The sequence below is a fragment of the Opitutia bacterium genome (assembly GCA_016217545.1).
Lineage (GTDB): Bacteria > Verrucomicrobiota > Verrucomicrobiia > Opitutales > Opitutaceae > Didemnitutus.
Genome location: JACRHT010000017.1, coordinates 698,862 through 716,384, shown reverse-complemented (window position 1 = coordinate 716,384; position 17,523 = coordinate 698,862). Strand labels below are relative to the sequence as shown.

The following is a 17,523-nucleotide window of genomic DNA, read 5'->3' as shown; positions in this document are numbered from 1 at the left end:
GAACGATGAGTGTGTGCGCCCAGTGAGGCGGCAAGGGCGAGAACGGCGCTCATCGAGGCCGCGCCACCGCCGGACGATCCGGCGGAGCTCGGTGCGGGGGGGGTTGTCCAAATACCATTGGAAAGTGGGCAAGGGGACGCCGGAGGCGGCAGTGGTGAAGGCGACGCTCGTGCCGGCGGTGACGGTGGTGCTGGCGGGGTGCTGCGTTAAGACGGGGGGCGGTGGGTTGAGCTTTCCGAATGACGGAGCCGTTCGCGATGTAGAGGTTGTCGGCGGTGTCGAGGGCGAGTCCTTCAGGGCGATGAAAGCGGGCGGTGGAGCCTGAGCCGTCGGTCGCGCCGACGCTCGACGCGCCGGCGAACGTGGTCACCCCGAGTAAGCCGGAGGCGAGACCGCCGCGGAAGCGGGCAGCAAAATTGCCAGGAGGAAGGCTGGGACCGTGAAGCGAGCAGGCATCGGTGCGAGCGGGTTGGCCGCACCCAGGCTGACAGATAAAGCGGTCCGGCCAGCTACCGCCTGCGCCGATGAATCACGGGAGCCCGCGGTTTCAGGCGGTCTTCGGGCGGGCTTTCCACGCTTCGACGATCTGGCGGATGGTTTCCTCGAGCGAGACGCTGATGTCCCAGCTCGGGTAGTGCGCGCGCATTTTCCGCAGGTCCGAGTAATAGCAGATGTGGTCGCCGGCGCGGTTCTGATCGACGTAGGTGTAGATCTGTTTCTTGCCGGAGAACTTTTCCGCAATCTGGAACGCCTCAAGGATCGAGCAGGAGTTATTCTTGCCGCCGCCGAGGTTATAGACCTCGCCGGCGCGCGGCGCGCTGACGAACGCGGCCATGAAGCGCGCGACGTCGAGCGAGTGGATGTTGTCGCGGACCTGTTTGCCCTTGTAGCCGAAGACGCGGTATTCGCGGCCCTCGAGGTTGCACTTCACGAGGTAGCTGAGGAAGCCGTGGAGCTCGACGCCGCTGTGGTTCGGGCCGGTGAGGCAACCGCCGCGCAGCGCGCAGGTGGGCATATTGAAGTAGCGGCCGTATTCCTGGACCATCACGTCGGCGGCGACTTTCGATGCGCCGAAGAGCGAGTGCTTCGACTGGTCGATCGTGAAGGTCTCGGCGATGCCGTGCGCATAGGCGGGATCGGCGTAGTCCCAGCGGGTCTCGAGTTCGGCGAGTTTGATGGAGTTGGGCGCGTCGCCGTAGACCTTGTTCGTGCTCATGTGCACGAAGGGCGACTCGGGGCACGCCTGGCGCGCGGCCTCGAGGAGGTTGAGCGTGCCGACGGCGTTGGTGTCGAAATCGTCGAAGGGAATCGCGGCGGCGCGGTCGTGCGACGGCTGCGCGGCGGTGTGGACGATGACCGAGGGTTTGAGTTGCTTCACGAGCGCGAGCACGCCCGTGCGGTCGCGGATGTCGAGTTCGTGATGCTGGAAGCCCTGCAGGTCCTGCGTGAGGCGCTGCTGATTCCAGCGGGTGTCACCCTGCGGGCCGAAGAAGACGGCGCGCTGGTTGTTGTCGACGCCGTGGACAGTGTAGCCCTGCGCGGCGAAGTAAACGCACACTTCGGAGCCAATGAGGCCCGAGGAACCGGTGACGAGGATGGTTTTAGCCATGAGAGAGAACAGTTAGAGCTTCGGCGGAGCGGGTTCAACTCGATCGCGCCGAATGTAGAGGCGAGCGTGGATCTCGTCGACGATCTGCACGTAATCGGCGCGGACCAATGCGGCTAGTTCCGGAAATGTCTCGTGCCCGAACTCGCCCCGGTCCTGATAGGCGAAGGCGCCGTCGCCGACCGCGTCGATGAAGACGGCGGGTCGGTTGCGATGGAAATCGGACAGGTAGCGCTGGCGGTAGTAGTGCTGCCATGGTCCCGGTTCGATCTGGCGCTGACTGTGGGCATCCCTGATGGCCTGGGGTAGCTGGCCATGCACGTAGATCTCCGTTGACCATCCCCAGACGGCTATCGTGTCGCCAGGGCGGGCAACTTGACGAACCCGGCTCGCGAGAGAGCCATAGGGGTGCCGCCAGTGGTCCGACAGCTGGCCAATCATGAAGGGGGCCGGCAGCGTCGCGCGCACGGCGACCAGGGCGAGCGGCGCGGCAAACAGCGCGCCGAGAGTGGCCCAGCGCAATGCGCGGTGCCGCGAGTCGGCCGCCGTGCGGAGGGCGGCGCCAGCCAGGGCCGCGAGGGGGATTATCGAAAACAGCAGATAGTGGGAAAATCCGCGGCGCGGAGATAATACGACGATCACGGCCGTGGCCGCCAGCAGGGCCGTAGCCGCTCCAAAGGTCGAGGGGCGTTGGCGACGCATTGCGGTGGTGGCCAAACCGACGAAGAGCAGGCCTCCGCACGCGATCAGAAACGCAGGGAAGATCCGGAGTGGCGTGGTTAGTCGTGCGAATTCCCGGAGCACGAACAAAAGATCCCATCCTTGATCGGCGTATTGGAAATTGCGGGCGATGTAGCTGAACCAGAAATCTGACCACACGTGCTGTTGCGCCAAGCAGCCCGCCGCCAGCAGCGTCGGCACCGCGAGACCGACGGCGTAGCAGGCGAGTTCGGTTGCGGACGTCTTCCAGCTGACGTTGCCGCGGAGCAGCGCGAGCCAGCAAGCGCCGCCAGCGAAGAGAACGACGAAGGGCGAGGCTTGGAGTTTCGCCCACGGTAGAAGGCCAGCGACGAAGCCGGCTGCGATCCAGCCCGGACGAGTGTGGCCCGAAGACCCCGGCCGGGTGCGCCACCATAGGGCGGCAGCGGCGGTCGAGAGGAAGATCGGCACATGCTCGGTGCTGTAGTGAATGAACTCCCAGTCCGTCGACAGGGCGAACATGAGCGTGGCGGCGAGCGTCGCGGGCAACGCCGACGGCCCGGCTTCCTGCGCGAGCGTGCGGCGCAGGATGACGAGGCTGCCGGCGACGAGAAGCAGGCCCACGAGCCGGGCAAAAAAGAAATCCAGCGGGGCACCGACAAGATGCGGCAGGAGCAACACGTAGAAGTCCAGCGGGCCGGCGGTCGCACCGTCCACCGAGCGCCAGAAAACGGGATCGTGGGCGAGGGTAATAGCACCCGCGATCTGTTGGGCTTCATCCGGGGTGAGTTGATGGGCGGCGAGCAGGAATGGCCAACGCCACGCGAACAAGGTCGCCACGATAGCGGCGTCGATCCACGCGTCGTTGGTGCCTCGGCCCGGGGAGCGCGATGTCGCCCGCCAAGCCAGAATCACCGCCCAGCCGGTCACCGCCAGTGCAAGGCTCCAGTAGAGGAACGGATATGCATCGAGCCAGCTAAACAGAGCTTTCAGCATCGCGCCCTCTTCAGAGTGGACCGAAGCGCGACTTGGCCCAGGCCCATAGCCAAGTGATTGGGTCGCGAATGACGCGGATCTTCTTCCCCTCCGCGAACGAGCGCGACGTGTAGCTGACGGGAATCTCGATCGGCCGGTGGCCGGCGCGCACGAGCTTGATCAGCAGCTCCCAGTCGAAATCGAAGCGGTTGCACGTGAGCGTAACGCCCCGCAGACACTCGCGCCGGAAAACCTTATACATCGTAAACGGATCGCGCAGCCACACCCAGAGCGAGGCGTTGATCAGCAGAGTGAATCCCCAATGCGCACAGTTCAGCACGAAGGCGCGGACCGGCTGGTCGTCGAAATGGCGGATCTTGAAACCGCCCTTGCCGTGCCGCGAGCCGAGCACGAACGTCCGCTCCCCCGCGAGGATCGGGGCGAGCAGCGGTTCGTAGTCGTCGAGGCTGTATTCGAGATCACCGTCCTGGATGAGGACGATGTCGCCCGTGGCCGCAGCGAGCCCGGCGCGGACGGCGTGGCCCTTGCCGCGCGGACGATCCTCCAGGATCACGTGCACACGCGGGTGCGAAGCGTAGCTTTGCACGACGGCGCGCGAACCGTCCGTGGAATTGCTCTCCACGAGGATGATCTCGATCGGCACGCCCGCGATTTCCTTCGCGATAAGTTTATCGAGCGCTTCGCGAACGGTGCTGATCTCGTTGTAGACGGGAACGATGACGGAAAGCGTGCTCAAAGGCCGGAAGGAAAGCCGGTCGGACCGCCTCGCGTCAATCGGAACCTCAGGGCGCCGCGGCGCGTTCGCGGCGGCCCCAACGCCAGCCGGCGGCGATCAGGCCGGCGAGGCCGAACGCGGCGAGCCCAAGCGCCAGATCGAAGTGCCGCGGCACGTAGCGGAAGGCGATGCGGTGCGAGCCGGCGCGATCGATCACGATGCCCTTGAAGGCGTGGTTCAGCCGGAGATAAGGCACCGTCCGGCCGTCGAGCTCCGCGCGAAAATCGCCCTTGATCCATGCCTCGGTCAGCACCACGACGCCGGGGCCGGGGGCGTTGATCTCGAACTCGGTTCGATTGTTCGTGAGCGCGTAGCGAGTGGCGGGGACGATTTGCCGGGTGCTCGCGTCACGCGAGAGCGAGGCCGGCAATTCGCCCGCATCCTGCGCTTGGATCGCGGCGAGCGGGCGCGCCGGGTCGCCGCGCACGAGCGCGGCGAAGTCCGTCACGTCTTCGTAAACCGCCACGCGGTCGGTGAAGAACGCGCGGGGCCACGCGGCTTCGTTGCGGTAGAGATCGAGGTCGGCCATGCGCACGGGTTTCAGCCAGCGACCGAGCACGCCCTGATCGCTGTGGAGGTCGACGATATAGCGGACGTTGAACAGATTCAGAAACGGCAGTGTTTGGCCGAGTTCCGCGGGGTCGAAGTAGAGGCGCCAGTCCCAGATGCGTGGGATGCCGAACGCCTCCTGCACTTGGCGCACATACGGGTTCATCAGCGCATCGCCGCCGTTGATGCCTTCGACGTCGTAGACACTGCTCCAGCCGGAGAAGAGGTTGTTGTGCAACCCGACCGCGCGGCCCGGCTCGCCGCGCGCGTCGGCATGGAGCGCCTCCATCGCCGCGGAGCGGGCGAAGAAGTCCTGGCGCGGTGCGGCGTCGAGCGTCTGGCCCGGATAGGGTGAGTGCACCTGCATGCCGTGTTTCCACAGCAACGTGAGCGTGCACGCCGTCGCGAACAGCACCACGCCCGCGCTCAGCGCGCGGCGACGCAGCGAGCGGTCCACCGCCCAGGCGAGGCCCGCCAGCGCCGCGAGCAGCGACGCGAAATAACCCCAGACGAAATCGCTGCGCGGCACCGTCTCGCCCCAATGCAGGTAGGTGTAGGTGCTGCGGTGCACGGCCTGCGTGAAGCCGAGGTAGAGGAATACCAGCGCGAAGAGCAGCAGCGCGCCCACCGCGAGGTCGCCGCGGCCCTCGGGCGTGCCGAAGCGGGCGCGGGCCTGCGCGAAGCCGACGCCTGCGAGCACGGCGCAGAGATGAATCAGGCCGACGCCAAACGAATTGTCGATGTGGTGGATGTTGCCGAAGAACGGCCAGTTCGCGATCCACTGCGGCGGCACGAGGCCGAAGACGAACGCCAGCGGCACGAGAGCCGCGAGCGCGAAGCCTAGCGCGAAGCGGTTGTGCGCCGCCGCGCGGAGATTGGCGAGGAACAGCAGCACGCCTGCGAGCAGCAGAAAATTGCTCGAGGGATTGAACACGCGCTCTCCCTCCCAGAGCGGACGCAGCAGCGCCTCGTCGAACAACCCGAGCAGCAGGCTCGGCTGGAGCTGGTAGGCGAAGGTCTCGTTGTAGCTCGAATAGGACGAGCGAATCGTGTCGACGAACGTCAGCCACAGCGGCGCGGTGACGAGCAGGAGCGCCGTGCCTGCCGCCGCCGCGATCCCGGTGCGCCGCGCGCGCTCGCGCCACGGCGCCGCCGAGCACAGCACGAGCACGGCGCCGACGAAGTTGAGCGAGAGCACGGAGACGTAGGCTTCCTTCGCGGTGCCGCTGGTTATCATCGCAGCGTTGGTGACGACGAGGCCGACGGCCGACCAGTAAAGTCCGCGCCGCGTCTCGGCCGAGCAAAGGCGGCACCACGCGTAGAGGATCCACGGGCCGTAGCAGAAACTGAAGAACGCTGGGTGATTTGCGCGGAATGCAAAGAATCCGCTGAACACCGCCGCGAACGCCACGAGCGCTGCTGCGAGGCGCTGGCGCGTGATGTGCCAGACGACCAAGCCGAGGCCGAAGCCGAGGAGCCACTTCGCCGCGAGGTATTTCAGGTCCCACGCCCAGGCGTTGCCGCCCGCGAGCGCGACGAGCGTGTTGAGCGGATCGCCGATCATCATCTGGCCTTGGCCGAGCAGCGGCGTGCCCGCGGAGTTGTAGCGGTTCCAGAGGGGAATTTCGAAATGGTCGTAGATGCCGCGGGACTGCACCGCGGTCATCGGCACGTGTTGCCACATGATCGCGCCGACGTCGGCGCCGCGCACGTCGACCTGCGCGGCCTCCTTCGCGCCGGGGAGGGTCGGAAAGCCGTCGTAGAGGAGAACCGTGCCGTAGTTCGGCGACACCAGACTGGCGCCGAGGAAAACCACGGGATAGGTGCTGAGCACGACCGCCAACGCCGCCACCGCGGCGATGAACCCGCGGGGATTCGCGGCGGCCCAAGCGCGCAGGCGCGAGAAGGCGCGCGCGAGCGGCGGCGAAAGGCGCGGCCAGGTGGCAATCGCTGCGCCGACCAACAGCGCGAGCACGACGAACACCGGCACGGCACGGCCGAGCATCGGCAGCAGCGCGGAGCCGGCTTTCACCGGCAGGCGGATGAGATCGGTGTGGAGCGCAACGTTCAGATAGGCATCGTTGGCGCCAGATGTCGTCTCGAGCACGAACGTGTCGCCGCGGACGCTGGTGCGCGCTATCTGGTTGGCCGCCTTGAAATCCTCCGGCGCGAAACGGTGCAGCACGGAGCCGTCGGGGCGGCGAATGACGGCCTCGGCGATCGTGACCGTGCCGTCGCCATCGATGGGGTCGAAGCGCAGTTCGCGCACCACCTCGGCGTTGAGGCGGAAGCGGAGCGTGGCCGCCGGTCCGGGCGCGACGGGCACGCGCGCGGAATCGGTCTCGTTGAACTTCCGGCCGGCGTTGTAGAAGAGCTGCGCCGTGCCGCCTACGGTCGAGGAGAGCGTGACCTCGAAATTGTGGAACTGGCGCTCCTCCACCGCGCCATGGAAGGGCAGGATCGTGTTGGCCACGACGAAGCTCAGCACTGCGACACCGAGCAACGGGGAGAGCCACCGCAACCAATTCATCGGGCAAGGGTCTTCGAGCGCCGCGTTGCCGGGCAAGACTTAACGACGGGCCAGCGCTCGTTCCATCGCGAGCAGCAGCACGGCCGCGATACCGGAGACGAGCGCGAGCCAGCGCCCGAGCGAGGCGAAGCGCGCGGCGATCGCGGAAAAGCGCGCGACTTCGACTGGTTCCTCGAATGCGAGCCAGCCGGACGGCCGCTCGATACGCGCGACGAGCTGCGCCGTGCCGGCGGGCAAGGCGACGGTGGCCGAAAACTCCGGGCTGTGGCCGGTGCGCTCGGCGAGCACGTCGGCGACCGGCGCGCCGAGGCGGGTATCCCGGAACTGCAGGATCGGCGCCGCTGCGCCGGCGAGGGCGCCGTCGAAGCGGAAAAGGAGCGTGGTCGAACGGGGGAAGTCCATGACGACGCTTTCCCATGTGCCCGCGCGGCCGCCGCGGGAACTCCAGTGGCGCGAGGGTCGCGCGGCCTCAGTGCCGGCGGCGACTTCGTGCAGCACCTCGTCGCCGCGTGCGGTTTGCAGGCGCAGAGGCGGGCGGACGCTGGCGGGCATGATGGCGCGAAGCGCGGGCTGGTCGATGCGTTCGCGGAAGTTGTTCGCGTTGGGGTAAGGAAAATCCTCGCCGCGCAAGTGACTCGGATCGCCGGTGGCGAGGTAGGCGCGGGTATTGGCCTCGCAGCGCGCGTAGTAGTCGCGAGTTGCCGGGAGGTCGTTGACGTAGTTTGCGCGCGTCAGGCGATAGACGCCCCAACCGGCGGTGGCGCTCCACGCGACGAGCAATGCCACCGCGGCGAACCGCCACCCGCGGACGCAGCGCTGCACGAGCCACGCGGAGGCGAGACCGTTGACAGCGAGTCCGAGGGCGAGGGTGTCCATGTAGCGCGAGGCCGGATAGTCGGCACCGGCGCCGCGGGCGTAGGCGGATGCAAGAATCTGCGCGAGCGTCCAGCCTCCGAGGGCAAACAGCACGAGAGCGTCGGACCGCGGGTCCTCGGTGGCGCGCTGCGCGAGCCGCGCGGCGAGGCCGACGAGCGGCGCCCAGAGGAGCGCGGCGGCCCAAGGGGACTCAAGCGGCCACTCGAGACTGTGAAGCGTGTAACGGAAAAATTCGGAGAGGTCGCGCGCCTTGAGCGGATCGTGGCCGACGTAATGCACGTGGAGCGCTGCGCCCGCCGCGATGAGCGCTGCGCAGAGCACCAGCGAGGGCCCTTGTGATCGCAGCGGACGGCTGCCGCGCCAACTTTGCAGGAGCGCGACCGCGACGACGGCGACGGCGGCGAGGAGACCGGACGCCATGCTAAATAGTGCGAGCAATCCCGCGACGCCACCCAGCCACCAACGGGCTGTGCCGGGTGCCGACGTCGGTAGCAGCACGATCGCGGAGAAGGATAGCAGCAGCAGGAAGTATTGTTGCGAGTGGAAGCCGCTGATCACGTTTTGCCACGAGATGGGCAGCCCGATGAGCGCGGCAGCGAGCACGAAGCCCACCGCCGAGCCCGATGCACCGAGCAGTCGGCGGGCAAAACCCCAGAGTGCGATCGCGAGGCCGGCGTGCAGGAAAGCGTTGACGACGCATTGGAGGCGCGCGTCCCACTGGCCGTTGACGGCGAGTTCGGCCATCCCAAGCAGGCGCGTGAGGGCGACGCGGTGCTCGTTGTGCGGGCGGATCAGATGCTCGAGCGTGAGCCCACCCTTGGCCCAAGGCACGAAGACCGTGATGCCTTCGGCATCCCATTGGTCCCACATCGGCAGGTCGGAGCCGAAGCGGTGCACGACATCAAGTTTCAGCCCCACCACGATACCGCACAGAGCGAGGGCGAGCAGAGCGGTGACAAAACGGCGGCGCATGAGACAGGGAAATGTCACTCGCGCGCCGCGGCGGCGTCAAAAGGAAACCCGTTGCGGCTCAGTCCATCGGTTGCCTGAGGATTGCGACCGACTGCCCGAGGTTGCCGAATTCGCGCATGCGCTGGCCGCCCTCCCACACGATCTCCTCCGGGATCGGGAAATGCGGTTTGTCACCGTCGTGGATCGAGACGATTTCAAAACCGGCATGCGCAGCGAAAGCGCGGATCGCGTCGCGGTCGAGGAACTGGTTTAGATGCCGTCCGTGCTCCTGCCGGATATAAGATGCCGCGAAGGTGTCCCAATGGCAGGGCACCGCGAACTCGAGGAAGGAGAAAACAAACGTGCCACCCGGCTTGAGCACGCGCTTCACCTCGTGAAAGTAGCGGTAGGTGTCCTCGTGCAACAGATGAGTGAAAACCGAAAAGAAACATGCGTAGTCGGCAACTGCGTCGTCGCACGGAATCGCTTGGCCTTCGGTGGCGACAAAGCGCCAATCGGGGCGTTGGCAAAGCTCCCGTGCGTAGTCGAGCAGCGCAGGCACGACGTCGCACCCAATATAGCGAATAGCGGGGAACGGCGCCAGCTGCGCGGCGAGCCGACCGGAGCCGCAACCGATGTCGGCGAGCAAGTGTCCGTCCGCAAGTCTGAGCGAGCGCAGGAGAAAGTGCTCAAGCTTTCCGACGGCAATGAACTCGCCACCGATCGCCTGACGAAGAGCTTGATCGCGCTGAATGCGCTCTTCGAGCGCCGCCACGTGGCGCTGGTAAGCCGAGCGGGAGTGAGTGTCGGTCATGCGGCAGGATACGCGGTGTGCTGTTACCCATTCGACAACCGGTCGAGCGAAACCCTCTATTGCGAACTGCGCGAGGCGCCCGGAAAACACGGGCGCCGCCTCGCCGCTCGATCAGTGCGGATAGCAGCCTTGGCTGACGAGATCGGGAGGGACCGACCAGCTCAAGTTCGACGCCCCGATCTTTCGCACGATTACGCGCGAAGCGAGACAACCATAGTGCCATTCGACCCGGCTGGCATGGCTGTCGGCTCTGAGCAAGGATGGACCCATGACGCAGGGCATGCCCATGCCGCGACCGACGATCTCGAAGCCCGTGGCGGCATTGAAGAGAGCGTCCCAAGCGAAGTCGGAAAAGCGAAAATAGTCCCAAGGAACCTCATGCACAGGCCATGATTGGTGCGTATTGATCATCGCCAGTCCGCCGAGCTTCATGACCTTGTTGAGTTCAAGAGACACGAGCCATGGCATCGCGAGGTGTTCCCAGACGGAGACTGAAAACACGAAGTCGAAGTGGTCTCGCGGCAGTGTTTGCGAGAGTGCGTGCGCGTCGCCGACTACGGTTACATTCTCTCCGGCCAGTATGTCGAATCCCGTGTAGTTGCAGGTGGCGGGAAACAGGTTGCGGCGGCTGATGCCGGAACGCGCGCGCGAGCCGATCTCAAGCACGTTGCCCTGCGGCAGAGCCTGCACCGCGCCCCAGAACGGGCCTTCGCTGTTGAGGAATGGGTCAGCTGCGAGGCCGGCTTGGGCGGGAGCGGCGAGTTCCATGCGCCCGTCGGGATACTGGAAAATCAACCGAATGCGTGTCAGCTCGTCAAAGGGGGTATTAACGGGCAACGCGTGGTGGAAATGGAACGACCAATGATCGCAGTCCGAAGCGTTGAAATCATCATTCGCGGCGACGACTGCGTGGAGCGTCCCATCCCAGCGCTGCACATGGGGAATGGGGCGACCGACACCCCGACAATGCACGCGACCTCGCACAAAGAGCACATCACGAAACACGAAGAAATCGCGGATCTCGCATTCGGCCGAGACGACCGCCGTTGATGGCTGGACCCTAGGTTTGATCAGCCAGCGCAGCAACGACGTCATAATCATGTCCTCGTGGGTCGCGGCGGGCAGGCGTATTTGAAACCTTCGATCTCGAGCGAGAAGTTCGGGTTGTAGGCCGGGTCGCTCTCGAGCTCGGCACCCCACGTGCGCTGCATGTAGGCGACTTCGTTCGCGAAACGTGCCTGCTTCTCCGGCGTGTCCTCGGTGCCGCGGCTCGCGGACTCGTGGTGGTAGAGCTCGGCGAAGGGCGTCCAGAGATTCAGATAGCCGGCCGCGCGGACCTTCAGGCAGAAATCGACGTCGTTGAACGCCACGGCGAGGTCGCGCTCGTTCAGTCCGCCGACTTGTTCGTAGACCGCCTTGCGGACGAGCAGGCACGCGCCGGTGACGGCGGAGTAGTTCTGCGCGAGGCGCGCGCGGTTCTTGTAGCCGTCGGTGTGGCCGGGCTGGCGATAGAACGCGTGGTTCGCCACGCCGCCGAGGCCCAGGATGATGCCCGCGTGTTGCAGCGTGCCGTCGGGGTAAAGCAGCTTGGCGCCAACGCACCCGATCTCCGGACGCACAGCGTGCGCAACCATCTCGTCGAGCCAGTCCGGGTTGATGACTTCGAGGTCGTTGTTGAGCAGGCCGACGATCGAGCCGCGCGCGTGCGCGACGGCGAAATTGTTGATCGCGGAATAATTGAAGGGCGCCGCGTAACGGACGACCCGCACGCGGGCGTCGCGCGCCGAAACGGTGGCGAACCACTCAAGGGTGGCGGGTTCCACGGACTCGTTGTCGACCACGACGATTTCGAAGGCCGGGTAAGTCGTCTTCGCCAGGATGCTCTCGACACAGGTGCGCGTGAGCGCGAGGCGGTCGCGCGTCGGGATCAGCAGCGAGACGAGCGGCGCCGGCGACGGCAGCGGGCGGACGATGCGCCAGTGGTCGCCGGGCACGGGGCGTAGTTCGACTGGCGCGCCGAGCGCCGCGAAATGATCGCGCAGCGCGCGCTCGGCGGCGGTGACGGTGTAGTTCTTCTCGCCGACGGCGCGCGCGGTGGAGCCGGCGATGGCGCGCCAGTGGTAGAGGACTTCGGGGATGTGGACCACCTCGCTCGGCCGCATCGTGCGGATGAGGCGCAGCGCGAGATCCCAATCCTGGCTGCCTTCGAGGCCGACGCGGAAGCCGCCGACGGTGCGGATCTTTTCCGTGCGAATGACGGAGAGGTGCGAGAGGCAATTCTGGCCGAGCAGCAGGTCGGGCAGGAAGTCGGGTTTGAGGTAGGGATCGAAACGCTCGCCGCGCTCGTCGATCTTGTCCTCGTCGGTGTAGAAGAAATGGGCATCGGGCCGGCGCGCGATCTCGAGCGCGACGCGGGCGAGGGCGCGGGGCGAGAGTTCGTCGTCATGGTCCAGCAGGGCGACGAACTCGCCGCGCGCGATCTCGAGCGCGGAGTTGCTGGCGGCGGAAATGTGGCCGTTGCGTTCGCGCAGCACGAGGCGGATGCGCGGGTCGGCGGCGGCGAGCTCCTGCAGCACGCGGCGCACGTGCGGCGCGGTGGACGCGTCGTCGGCAATGCAGAGTTCCCACTCATCGTAAGCCTGCGCCTGCACGGAGGCGACGACGCGGCGCAGCCAGATTTCCGGCGTGTTGTAGACCGGCATCACGACCGAGATCAGCGGCCGGTGCGGGAGGCGGGCGACGGCGTCGCGGAGCGCGCGCAGGGCGCTGGGCGTGATCGCTTCGTAGAGGTGCAGCCACTTCTGGTAGGACTCGATCTCCGGCGGTCGCGCGGGCGGGAAAACCACCAGCCCGCGGCGGAGCAGCAGCTGCCACTCGCCGTCACCGCGGCGCGCTTCGACGACGACGGGGAAGCGGCCGGCTTCGAGAATCGTGTCGATGGCGAAGCCGCAGCTCGCGGCCACGACCGGGCCGTGCACGGCGGTGACGTCGTCACGTTTTAGACCGGCTTTGCCGCGAAAAACTCGTTCACCGATCGTCGCGCGGACATCGTCGGGCGTCGTGCCGTCGGGCAAAACGCACCAGCCGCGGATGAGCAGCGGGCCGGCGGCGTGGTGCCAGAAGATCGGTTCGTCGACCGAGAACTTCGCGTCGGGTGCAGGCGGCGTTGCGGGCGCAGCTGCGACTGGCGTAGGTGTCGGGTTCGCGGGCGTGCGGTCGAGGAATTGCCGGCGCAGTGCGCGGAGCGGCGCGGTGGCCTGCCAGGAGAAGGTCTCCTGCATGTTCCTAATCTTGCGCTCGCGGTCGGCGATGCGCGCGGAGAGTTGCGCGGCGGTGTCTTCGGCGACGGCGGTGGTGCGGACGAGTTCGGCTTGGAAGTTGTAGAGCTGGCGCTGGAGCGTGGCGATGATGCCCTCGAGTTCGGCGATGCGCTGCTGTTGCGCGGCAATTTGCTCGGTGGCGCTTTTCTTGAAGGCGGCAAAGGCTTCCTGCGTGCCGGCGAGCGTCTGTTCGAGGTTGGCGACGTGCGAGCGCGTTAGCTCGCGCTGCTGTTCGAGGCGGGCAATTTCCTCCTCGAGCTTGGCGCGGAGTTCGGTGCCGAGGCCGCGGCGCGCGGCGGTCTCGGCGGCGCGGAGCGAGGCGGTGAGAAGATCGAGCTGTCCGAGGGCGGCGGCGCGAATCGCGGCGTCGGACGAGGCGAGTTGGCGGCCGAGCAATTCACCGAACAGCGCGCTCTCGGAATCGCCGTCGCGCAATTGCTTCCACGCGGCGCGGCTGGGGGCGGCGGTGGCGGCCGTGTAGGCGTCGAGCAGGCGCGCGCCGACGCGATCGGGCGCGAAGGTTGCGCGGGCGAAGGCGGCGGCGTTTTCGCCGAGCGTGCGGGCGAGCGCGGTGTCGGCGAGGACGCGTCCGGCGAGCGTGGCGATTTCCTCGGCGTCGCCGCGACGGAGCAGCAGGGCATCGATACCGTTGCGCAGTTGCAGGCCGACGTTGGTCGCGGGGGCGACGATGGGGCGGCCCGTGGCGAGAAATTCGGGGAGCTTCGACGGCAGGCGGTAGTCGTCGAACGCACCGGGTTGACCGGGTTGCACGAGCACGTCGGCGAGCGCGAGCAGCGCCGGGAGCTGGGCCTTCGGCACGAAGCCGGCGTCGAGCGTGAAGCGTTTCCAGTCGAACGCGCAGTCGCGCACGAATTCCTCGGGATGAAAGCCCGTGCGCACGAGGCGGACGGCGTGGCCGCGCTCGTGGAGCAGGTGCACGGCGCGGAGGAGCTCGCGCATCGCGGGCGTGCTGGCGAAGGTGGTGCTGCCGGTGTAGACGATGACTTTCTCATGGCGCGCGAGGCCGAGCGAGTGGCGCAGCGCCTCGTCGGGCGGCTGCGGATGGTAGAGCGAGAAATCGACGCCAGGTGGCAGCTCGTGCGTGGGCACGGTGGCGGGCACGAACTCGCCAAGGCGCGCGACGATCACGGTGGCGGCGTCGGCGAGCGCGAGGAGCTGGCGGTAGCGACGCGGGTGGCTGACGCCGTCGGGCAAGAGCGCGGCGAGCTCGTCGTCGGTCAACGTGGCGAGCTCGGCAAAGGGTTTCTTGGCGAACGCGGCGGTGAGGTGTTCCTCGTTGTCTTCGAGGTGAACGACGACGCGGGTGGCGGGCGCGAGGGCTTGGTGCGCGAGGACGAAGCGTCGGACACATTCGCGGGGCGTCCACGCGTGGAGCACATCGGCCGGGCGCCCGTCAGCGAAGCGGACTTCGCCGTGGAGGACTTGCGCGTAGTTGGCGGCGGTGAACGCCGGCTGCGCGATGGCGGAGAGCGTCTCGAGTCCGCGCGGGACGGCGACGATGCAGGAGTGGCCTTGGCGCGTGAGCCAGTCGGCGAAGCCGCCGATATGGTTCAGGCTGTTGGTGGTGAAATCGCCGTAGTTGACGAAAAGGATGTTCACCAGGCGGTGCCGCGCTCAGCGAGCGGAGGCGGCGATCTTCGATTTGTCCTTGGGCTCGGGGAGATTCTCGAAACCGGGGGCAAACTTGAAGACGACGGCATCCCACGGCGTGGCGCCGCGGAGGGCGCGGTTGGGCGTGAGGCTCCACTCGCAGATGAGGCGGCCGGTGAGGTTCGGATCGGCGAGGCCGACGTCGGCGAAGGTGTTTTCGCGCGCCTCGAGGCGGTTCACGGTCGAGTAGAGGCGGCCGCGGAAGTCGGCGAAGACGAGGGCGGGCGTATTGCCGCCGGCGCGGACGATCGACTGGGCGTCGTTGTTGCGGCCGGCGCGGGCGAGAAGGAAGGCGAGGTCGGCGAGCTGGCCGTGGCGGCGGCCGACAGCGACGGCTTCGGGGTAACGCTCTTGGTTGGCGAGGGCGTCCATTGCGTCGCCCGCCCACGCGGCCTCAGGCGCGAGGCGGGCAGCGGTGTCGAGCTGGCCGAGGAACGCGTAGTAGCGCGCGTAGTCGGCGCGGATTTCCGTGGCGGGCTGCGCGCCGAAGCTGCGGTAGAAATCGTGGACGGAGGCGGCGGGCTGGTCCGGATTTTGGATGCCGTCGAGGCCGTCGTAGAGGCCCTTGAGCGGGCGTTTTTCCTGCGTGGCGCGGTCGATGTGCTTTTGTCGGCGCACGAGGCCGCGGAACATCGCGGCGCGGAGCACGCCGGCGTGCTCAGGATAGGCCTTAAGGAAAGCGTCGAGCGTCTCAGCGGTCTCGCCGCGGAAGGCGATGGCCTCGGCCTGCGTCGAGAGCAGGAAGCGGTAGGGCGCGGCGTCGTTCCTGGCGTTGGCGACGAGTTCGTTGGCGAGCTTGTCGTTGCGGTAGGTGGCGGCTTGGCGGACGACGATGTTCCAGAGCCAGAGGCGTTCGTCGTCGAGGACGGGGAACGCGAGGGCTTCGCTCCAGCGGATCTGGCGGCAGAGGGTCTCGACGATGGTTTGGAGGAGGGCTTTCTTGCCGTCGTCGTCGGTGTTGGTCTCGAGGCCGTAGAGGAAGATGGCGCAGTTCACGGCATCGAAAGCGGCGACTTTCTTCTCTTCGAGGCGCGGGAGGACCCGGGTCTTGAAGTATTCCGGCGCGAAACTGCCGACTTTCAGTGCGTGGTCGCCGAGTTGTTTGGCGGTGGGCGTCGAGGGGTAGGCGCGGGTGACGCGGTCGAGGTTGGCGCCGGCGCGCTTCCAATGGAACTGGATGTAGGCGTAGGAGTATTTTCCTTCGACGACGTTGTTCACGTAGTCGTTTGCACGCGCGTAAAGGCGCGCGGCTTCGGCGTCGGCTTCGGGGCCGGAGAAGGCGGTGATGCCTTCCTGCGCGTGGAGGGCGAGGGCGAGGAGCGGGAGGAGGAGCAGGCGGCGAAGCAGCATCGGACGGAAAAAGTCGCGCCGGCGGACGCGGGGCCCGCCGGCGCGAGGAGTTGAATCAGAGTTTGTAGCCGGCGGCGGCGGCGTCCTTGGCGAACATCTTCACAGTGTCGAGCGACAGCGCGGTGAGGTCCATGCCATACATCTTGGCGGCCTTGCCGAGGATGTCGTGCGGGACGGTGACGATGTCGCAGCCGGAGTCGGCGGCCTGGAAGATGTTGAGGACTTCGCGGACGGAGGCCCAGAGGAGTTCGGCCTTGGGCTGACCGGCGAGGAGGGCCTTGGAGGCGCGCATGATCGGCATTGGGTCGACGCCGGTGTCGGCGATGCGGCCGGCGAACACGGAGACGACGGACGGCACGGCGGGATTGAGCGCGGCGGCGACGCCGGCGACCTGCTCGAGCGTGAGGAGCGCGGTGATGTTGAGCTTCACGTTCTGAGCGGCGAGCTCCTTGATCAGCGGGAGGCAGGAGGCGCCGACGGAGTTCGTGATCGGGATCTTCACGTAGACGTTCGAGCCCCAAGAGGCGATCTTCAGCGCCTGGCGCTTCATATCGACGAGGTCGTCGGTGAAGACTTCGAGCGAAATGGGTTTCGCGGTGACGGTCTGGAGCACGTCCTTCGAGAACGCCTCGTAGTCCTTGATGCCGGCCTTGTTCATCAAGGTCGGGTTGGTCGTCAGGCCCTTGATGTAGGGCTTGGCGTAAAGATCGAGGATGCCGGCTTTGTCGGCACCATCAGCATAGATTTGGATCTTGAGATCGCTGAGGGATTTCATGGGGGAGAGGGTCGGATTGAATGGGTTGGGCTTAGAGGCGGGCAAGGATAATCCCGGTCGCCTCGGTGAAGGATTTGACGGTGTAATCGGGCTTCGCGCGCAGCTTCTCGTCGTAGCCCCAATCGATGAAGATCGTGCGCACGCCGGCGGCAGCGCCGCAGTCGATATCGCGCCAGCGATCGCCCACCATCCAGCTCCGCGACAGGTCGAGGCCGAGCTGGCGCGCGGCGTCGAGGAGCATCGCGGGCTTGGGCTTGCGGCATTCGCACGGTTGCCCGTGGTCGGTGCCGCCATGGTAGCAGACTTGGATGAGGTCGAGCTGCGGGATGAGCGTGCGCAGGTGGGCGTGCATGGCCTCCACGACGGATTGTGGCTGCGTGCCGCGGCCGACGTCGGGTTGATTGGTCGCGACGACGAGTGCGAAGCCGGCGGCGTGGAGTCGGGCGCAGTTTTCCGCGACGCCGTCGAGCAGGCGAAACTCGCCGATGGTGGCCGGCGGGTAGGGCTTGCCGTCGCGGACGACGGGGGCGTTCAGCGTGCCGTCGCGATCGAGGAAGACGGCGGGACGAAGAGTCATGGGGCGAAAAAAGGCCGCGCCTCGCGGCGCGGCC

At 66.9% G+C, this 17,523-nt stretch carries 11 protein-coding genes and 1 pseudogene; all 12 read right to left on the bottom strand.

Annotation, left to right across the window (positions count from 1 at the left end):
• Window positions 1–87: 87 nt before the first annotated feature.
• The 12 genes and pseudogenes from HZA32_18935 to HZA32_18880 all read right to left on the bottom strand — a co-directional run bounded on the left by HZA32_18935 (window position 88) and on the right by HZA32_18880 (window position 17,489).
• Window positions 88–303, bottom strand: a pseudogene (locus HZA32_18935) (immunoglobulin domain-containing protein).
• 244 nt (window positions 304–547) lie between these two features.
• On the bottom strand, window positions 548–1,609 hold the full coding sequence (locus tag HZA32_18930) for an NAD-dependent epimerase/dehydratase family protein (protein MBI5426153.1): 1,062 nt from the start codon (window positions 1,607–1,609) through the stop codon (window positions 548–550).
• Between the two features lie 12 nt (window positions 1,610–1,621).
• Window positions 1,622–3,301 carry a hypothetical protein gene (locus HZA32_18925; protein ID MBI5426152.1) on the bottom strand — a complete coding sequence of 560 codons (1,680 nt, stop codon included), beginning with the start codon at window positions 3,299–3,301 and terminating at the stop codon, window positions 1,622–1,624.
• A gap of 10 nt (window positions 3,302–3,311) precedes the next feature.
• Window positions 3,312–4,037, bottom strand: coding sequence for a glycosyltransferase family 2 protein (locus HZA32_18920; GenBank protein ID MBI5426151.1), 726 nt, complete (start codon window positions 4,035–4,037; stop codon window positions 3,312–3,314).
• A gap of 46 nt (window positions 4,038–4,083) precedes the next feature.
• A complete protein-coding gene (locus HZA32_18915) occupies window positions 4,084–7,155 on the bottom strand; it encodes a hypothetical protein (protein MBI5426150.1) in 3,072 nt (1,023 codons plus the stop codon).
• Window positions 7,156–7,194: 39 nt separating this feature from the next.
• Complete coding sequence (locus HZA32_18910) at window positions 7,195–9,003, bottom strand: hypothetical protein (GenBank protein MBI5426149.1); 1,809 nt, start codon at window positions 9,001–9,003, stop codon at window positions 7,195–7,197.
• A 58-nt stretch (window positions 9,004–9,061) separates the two neighbouring features.
• The gene (locus tag HZA32_18905; protein MBI5426148.1) at window positions 9,062–9,796 is read right to left on the bottom strand and encodes a class I SAM-dependent methyltransferase; all 735 of its coding nucleotides are present in this window, start codon (window positions 9,794–9,796) and stop codon (window positions 9,062–9,064) included.
• A gap of 111 nt (window positions 9,797–9,907) precedes the next feature.
• Window positions 9,908–10,564, bottom strand: a complete 657-nt coding sequence (locus HZA32_18900) for a methyltransferase domain-containing protein (GenBank protein MBI5426147.1) — start codon at window positions 10,562–10,564, stop codon at window positions 9,908–9,910.
• A 329-nt stretch (window positions 10,565–10,893) separates the two neighbouring features.
• Window positions 10,894–13,077 carry a glycosyltransferase family 2 protein gene (locus tag HZA32_18895; protein MBI5426146.1) on the bottom strand — a complete coding sequence of 728 codons (2,184 nt, stop codon included), beginning with the start codon at window positions 13,075–13,077 and terminating at the stop codon, window positions 10,894–10,896.
• Between the two features lie 1,674 nt (window positions 13,078–14,751).
• The gene (locus HZA32_18890; GenBank protein ID MBI5426145.1) at window positions 14,752–16,137 is read right to left on the bottom strand and encodes a hypothetical protein; all 1,386 of its coding nucleotides are present in this window, start codon (window positions 16,135–16,137) and stop codon (window positions 14,752–14,754) included.
• 55 nt (window positions 16,138–16,192) lie between these two features.
• On the bottom strand, window positions 16,193–16,912 hold the full coding sequence (locus tag HZA32_18885; protein MBI5426144.1) for a transaldolase: 720 nt from the start codon (window positions 16,910–16,912) through the stop codon (window positions 16,193–16,195).
• A gap of 31 nt (window positions 16,913–16,943) precedes the next feature.
• The gene (locus HZA32_18880; protein ID MBI5426143.1) at window positions 16,944–17,489 is read right to left on the bottom strand and encodes an HAD family hydrolase; all 546 of its coding nucleotides are present in this window, start codon (window positions 17,487–17,489) and stop codon (window positions 16,944–16,946) included.
• Window positions 17,490–17,523 lie beyond the last annotated feature (34 nt).

Excerpts from the sequence above, each read along its gene's own strand:
- HZA32_18910 (MBI5426149.1), bottom strand. The coding sequence starts at position 9,003 with ATGCGCCGCCGTTTTGTCACCGCTCTGCTCGCCCTCGCTCTGTGCGGT.
- HZA32_18885 (MBI5426144.1), bottom strand. The coding sequence starts at position 16,912 with ATGAAATCCCTCAGCGATCTCAAGATCCAAATCTATGCTGATGGTGCC.
- HZA32_18930 (MBI5426153.1), bottom strand. The coding sequence starts at position 1,609 with ATGGCTAAAACCATCCTCGTCACCGGTTCCTCGGGCCTCATTGGCTCC.
- HZA32_18895 (MBI5426146.1), bottom strand. The coding sequence starts at position 13,077 with ATGCAGGAGACCTTCTCCTGGCAGGCCACCGCGCCGCTCCGCGCACTG.
- HZA32_18905 (MBI5426148.1), bottom strand. The coding sequence starts at position 9,796 with ATGACCGACACTCACTCCCGCTCGGCTTACCAGCGCCACGTGGCGGCG.
- HZA32_18925 (MBI5426152.1), bottom strand. The coding sequence starts at position 3,301 with ATGCTGAAAGCTCTGTTTAGCTGGCTCGATGCATATCCGTTCCTCTAC.
- HZA32_18890 (MBI5426145.1), bottom strand. The coding sequence starts at position 16,137 with ATGCTGCTTCGCCGCCTGCTCCTCCTCCCGCTCCTCGCCCTCGCCCTC.
- HZA32_18900 (MBI5426147.1), bottom strand. The coding sequence starts at position 10,564 with ATGGAACTCGCCGCTCCCGCCCAAGCCGGCCTCGCAGCTGACCCATTC.
- HZA32_18880 (MBI5426143.1), bottom strand. The coding sequence starts at position 17,489 with ATGACTCTTCGTCCCGCCGTCTTCCTCGATCGCGACGGCACGCTGAAC.
- HZA32_18915 (MBI5426150.1), bottom strand. The coding sequence starts at position 7,155 with ATGAATTGGTTGCGGTGGCTCTCCCCGTTGCTCGGTGTCGCAGTGCTG.